This is a genomic window from Mesorhizobium sp. M4A.F.Ca.ET.022.05.2.1, from assembly GCF_003998845.1.
Taxonomy (GTDB): Bacteria; Pseudomonadota; Alphaproteobacteria; order Rhizobiales; family Rhizobiaceae; genus Mesorhizobium.
On sequence record NZ_RZOJ01000470.1, the window covers coordinates 1 to 4,493 of the forward strand.

The 4,493-nt window shown below is 68.2% G+C and carries 4 protein-coding genes; all 4 read right to left on the reverse strand.

What is annotated here, in order from left to right; genetic code table 11:
• Positions 1-1,366 (reverse strand): chemotaxis protein MotC (locus EN745_RS30720; protein WP_189363210.1); only part of this gene is annotated, 1,366 nt, incomplete at its 3' end.
• Positions 1,363-2,757 carry a MotB family protein gene (locus EN745_RS30725; protein WP_127422981.1) on the reverse strand — a complete coding sequence of 465 codons (1,395 nt, stop codon included), beginning with the start codon at positions 2,755-2,757 and terminating at the stop codon, positions 1,363-1,365. The genes EN745_RS30725 and EN745_RS30720, both read right to left, overlap by 4 nt.
• The gene (locus EN745_RS30730; protein ID WP_127406822.1) at positions 2,754-3,380 is read right to left on the reverse strand and encodes a hypothetical protein; all 627 of its coding nucleotides are present in this window, start codon (positions 3,378-3,380) and stop codon (positions 2,754-2,756) included. The genes EN745_RS30725 and EN745_RS30730 overlap by 4 nt, the downstream gene beginning before the upstream one ends.
• A gap of 3 nt (positions 3,381-3,383) precedes the next feature.
• The coding region (locus EN745_RS30735; RefSeq protein ID WP_127422982.1) for a flagellar M-ring protein FliF at positions 3,384-4,493 on the reverse strand (1,110 nt) is incomplete at its 5' end.

Sequence of the window (4,493 nt, forward strand, 5' to 3'; positions counted from 1 at the left end):
ATTCCGGCGTCGGCGAGGGCTGAGCCGCCGCCGTCCCGGCAGATGCCGCTGCCACTGCCGGCGCTTCGGCCGCGGCCGGCTCCGGCGCCGACGGCGCGGCCGTTGCCGGGGCCGGCATATCCGGTGCGAACGATGCCGAGGGCTGCGCGTCCGCCGGTTTCGTTGCGGAAGCGGAGGCCTCGACCGCCGGCTGCTCGGACATCGCGCCCTCGACCGGCGGCAAGTCAGCGTCTTCCTGTCTCTCCGCCGCAGCGATCTCGGCGGCGGGTTTCCCAGGCGCAGATTTGGCGGCGTCGGTGTCGGGCTTCTCGACGGCCGGGACCGCCGGCCGCGCGACAACTTCGCCGGCGACGGCTTGCGCGGCATCGAGCAGCGCACGGTCGCTTTCCGAGAGCTTGCCGCGATCGATCTTCTTCAGCTTGGCGCGCACATCGTCGATGGTGCTCGAAGTCACCGTGGACAGGCTGGAATAGAGCTGGGCGCGCGGGTCGTCCTCATTGCCGTTACCGTCGCGGCCTTTCTCAGCCATGGCCGAGGCGAAGGTGGAGAGCGCGGTCAGACCGTCGATCGCCGCCCGGCGGGCGATACGCAGATAGATCACCTTCTCGCGCTCGGGATCCATCATCGAGGTGATGTCGGCCAGCTTGTCCTGGCTGACCGCCATGTGCAGTTGAATGACGCCGGAGACGAAGGAATCGGCGAACTGGCTGGCATAGGGCGAGTGGAGATAGCTGGCGACATATTGGGTGGAGGCGAGTGCGAAGCGCGCCGCATCGCCCTGCTGCGCGGCAATGCCGACCGAGCGGCGAAGCGCTGCTTCCTCGACCAGCGTGCCTGGGCTGAGCAGGCGGGCATTGTCGAGCAAAGCGAGCGCCGCGGCCGGCTGTTCGGTGGCTAGCAGCGAGCCCTTGACCAGCGCCAGGAAGGCGCCGAGGTCGGTGGGCAGCGCCATCGGGTCGATCGGCTTAAGCGTTTCGATCGCCTCGGCCGGCCGGCCGTTGAGATAGCTGATGATGCCCCTGGCGATGGCGAGGCTTTGCGGGTCGGTCTCGGCACGCGAGGCGGCAGCCTCGACGGTGACGGGATTGCCGCCGCTCATGCCGTAGACGAGCAGGGCGCGAAAGTTCTTCGGTTCCTTGAAATCCGCCGCATCCGCCGCGCGCAGACGCGCATCGGTCATTTCGAGCAGCTTGGCCTGCATCGGCAGCGCCGCGTGGTCGCCGGCGGCGATGCGGTCCTGCACGAGCTGCAGCGAACGCACCAGCTGGTACGGCTGCAGGGCCTCCTCGGCAATGCCCGCCGACGGCGCCGCAGCGCTCAGCAGCAGCAGGCCGATGGCGCGGCCGATGACGGTCGCACCTCTCATCCGCCCGTCGCCATCAGGATCTCGATACGCCGGTTGGCGGCCGCCAGCGGATCGGCCGCATCCTTCGGCTGGCGGTCGGCGAAGCCCGCGACCTCGGTGATGCGGCGCTCGTCGACGCCGCCGCGCACCAGCATGTAATAGGCCGAATGCGCGCGCGCGGTGGACAGGCGCCAATTGTCGTAGGTGTCGCTGCGGAACGGCCGTGAATCGGTATGGCCGTTGATGCTGATCGTGCCTTTCTGGCTGTTGACTATGCGGCCGATCTTCTCCATGGCCAGCACCAGCTCGCGGCGCGGCAAGGCCGAGCCGATCTCGAACATGCCGAAATCCAGCTGGTCGGTGATCGAGATGACGACGCCCTTGTCGGTCGCTTCGACCGAGACGCCGTCATGCAGCTTGTCGCCGGGCTTGAAGGCTTCCGCCAGCTGCTGCTTGACCTCGGCCGCGGCCTGGACCGTAGCGGCGCTCGGCGCCTTTTCGCCGGCATCGGGCTTTGATGCCGCCTCGGCCTTCGCGGCTTCCAGCTTCGCGGCCTCGGCCTTCTCCTCGCCCTTGGCGGCTTCGCTTGTCGCGGCTTCGCCCTTCGCGGCCTCACTCTTCGCCGCTTCGGCCTTTGCCGTCTGCGGCTTGGCGTTCGCTTTGTCGGGAGCCGTTTTCGCCAGGGGTTCGAGCGGCGCGTCGATCACCGGCGGCGCCGGAGGCACAGCCTTGACCTTCGGCACCTGAGTCTCAGCGACCTTTTCGCCAGGCTTTGCTGGATCGCCATCGATCTTGGCGCGCTCGGCGCTTGCCTCGGCGCCGGGCGCGGCAACCTGCTGCGACCAGAAGTCCGGCGCGAAGGGATCGCGGTAGGAGTCGCCGCCGGAAGCGCCGGTCGCGGGGCCGGCATTCTGCGCGCCGCCTTCGCCCTTGGCGCTGACATTCTGCATCACACCGGTATCGGTGGCGATCTCCGACAGCACGGCGTACGGATCGGCAAACAAATGTTCGTCGGAAAGGTCGGAGTTCTGCGAGGCTTCCTTCGTCTGCCTGCGATCCGAGGATCCGGCCCCGCCCTTGCCGTCCTCGCCGGCCTTGCTGGCGCCGTCCTGCGGGTTGTCGGCCGTCAGCCCGACCTTGCTCGGACCGTCGCCGAGGTCCTCCAGGCCCTTGCGGCTGGAATTGCGGTCGATCAGCTCGACCGGATTGAAGTAGCTGGCGACGGCCGCCTTGGTCTGCTCGTTGGCGGCATTGATCAGCCACATGACCAGGAAAAAGCACATCATGGCGGTCATGAAGTCGGCGAAGGCGATCTTCCAGACGCCGCCATGATGACCGTCGTCGTGACCGTCATGATTGCGCTTGACGATGATGATCTCGTGCCTGGCCTCACCGGCATCGACAGCGCTCATGAGAGAACCTCGGACAGCGAAGCCGACCACTCGGCGATGCGCGTCTCGAACACCGCCTCGTCGATGACGACGGCCAGGTCGAAGCCGGGCGACTCGACGAAATCGAGCTGGGAGGCGCGCGTGCCGAGCGAGGCCGCCAGCGTTTCGAACAGGGACAGCGGACCGCGCACGGCGATGCGCACCGCCTCGGAGTCGGCGACGGCCTCGCGGATCGTGCGCGCAAGCGCGTCCAGAGAGCGCTTCTGCAGGTCATCGCTGACCATGCCGCCGATGATGCGGGCAAGGGTGGCGCCGACGAGTTCGGTGACACGCGCCTCCATGGCATCGATGCGCGTGGCGACGGCCTGGCCGACATCGCCGCCGAAGCCTTCGAGAAAGACCTTTGCCTCGTCGGCGTTGGCCTGGCGCTCGGCGTCGAGCGCGGCGTGGTGGGCAGCGGCGAGGCGCGCCTCGAGCGCCGTTTCCGCATCGGCGACCGCTTCGGCGATCAGGGTGCCGATGTCTGCCTGAGGCGCGGGTTCGTCCGGCTTGCGTTCGGGTTCGGCCGCGGCCTGCGGCTGACCGGCGCGGGGACTGCGGGTTCCGAAATCGGGCAGAAGATCGAAGAGGGCTGCTGAGGGCATGGTCTATCCGGCGACTTCCTGGGCGGCCCATTTGCGCAGGATCTGCGCGGTGCGCTCCTCGTTAAGGTCGACCATGCGGGCGAGCCGCTCCTGCGGCGCGGGCCTGATCTTCTGGCGAAGGTCGTCAAGCGGGGTGGTGCCCGGGCGGCCGCCCGGCAGCGCGCCGACCTGCGCGGCGGTTCCGTCGGAACCGATCGCCGCCACCGCGGGCTCGGGCGTCGGCAGCGAGCGCTGGACCTCGTCGAAGGTCGGGCCGGCGATGGCCGGCTTGGCGGACGCCGTCAGGGCCGCGGCCATCGGCCTCAAGCCGAAGAAGGCGACCAGGAACACCACGACGATGAAGGCCCCGGCATTGATCATGGTGCCGGTATATGTCCCGATCGAGGCCATGATGCCCGGCTGCTCGATCGGCTCGCCGTCGAGCCCGTCGATGAACTCGACCGCGGAGACGTCGATGACGTCGCCGCGTTTGTCGTCGAAGCCGGTGGCCGAGGCCACCATTTTCTGGATGTCGGCGACGCGCTTGGCGATCTGCTCGGGCGTGGCGTCCTTGCCGAGAATGGTCGCCAGGCGCTGCTGGTTGACGACAACGGCGATCGACATCTTGGTGACCGTATAGCCGTTGGAGACGGTAGCTATCTTCTTGGAGTTGATCTCGTAGTTGGTGATCTCCTCCTTGCGGTCGTTCTGCGAGGTGGATTGCGGTCCCTCGGTGCTGGCCGCCTGGGTCTCGGGCAGGTTCTGCTCGACGCTGGTCGGGGTCGAGGCCTGCTTCTGATTGCTGTTCTCGTTGGTGCGCACCGACTGCACGGAGCGCTCGACGCGGGACTCCGGATCGAAGATCGTCTCTTCGGTCTGGCGGGTGTCGGTGTTGACGTCGGCCTTGACGCTGGCGCGGAAATTGTCGGGGCCGAGATAGGGGGTCAGCGCGCGGCGGATGTTGTCGCCGATCTGCGCCTCGACCGTCTGCTCGACGCCCAGCGTGCGGGCCGCGCTCGTGTTGGACGGGTCGTCGCCGGCGGCCAGCAGGTTGCCATTGGAATCGAGCACCGTCACCTTGTCGGCCGCCAGGCCGGGAACGGCGGCGGCGACCAGGTGACGGATCGACATGGC

What these genes read in the sequence shown, in the direction of transcription:
- EN745_RS30725 (WP_127422981.1), bottom strand. Translation starts at nt 2,757, where the DNA reads ATGAGCGCTGTCGATGCCGGTGAGGCCAGGCACGAGATCATCATCGTC.
- EN745_RS30730 (WP_127406822.1), bottom strand. Translation starts at nt 3,380, where the DNA reads ATGCCCTCAGCAGCCCTCTTCGATCTTCTGCCCGATTTCGGAACCCGC.